Below are 249 nucleotides of genomic sequence, written 5' to 3' on the forward strand. Positions count from 1 at the left end.
TTTGACAATAAAAAAAATCTCTCCCCAATTGAATTCAGGGAAGAAGTCTTAAGATATATAACAACTAAATTTGGGTTTGATGATGTTATCATAGAAGCACCAGAGGCAAGAGCATCAACGTTACTCCTCCCATCAAAATATAATGTTCACATCCGTTTACATTGTCCTTTGGCGGTGGCTCAAAAATACGATGGGCACACTCCAAATCAACAGGAATACTCAAATGAACTTAGGGTAATCCATAAAGCA

General features: G+C 36.9%; 1 pseudogene. It reads left to right on the forward strand.

Annotated elements, in window-relative coordinates:
• Positions 1-249 (forward strand): annotated as a pseudogene (locus V1952_RS22765) (hypothetical protein); the annotation flags it as partial.

This window comes from Yersinia sp. 2542 StPb PI (assembly GCF_048593855.1).
GTDB lineage: Bacteria > Pseudomonadota > Gammaproteobacteria > Enterobacterales > Enterobacteriaceae > Yersinia > Yersinia enterocolitica_E.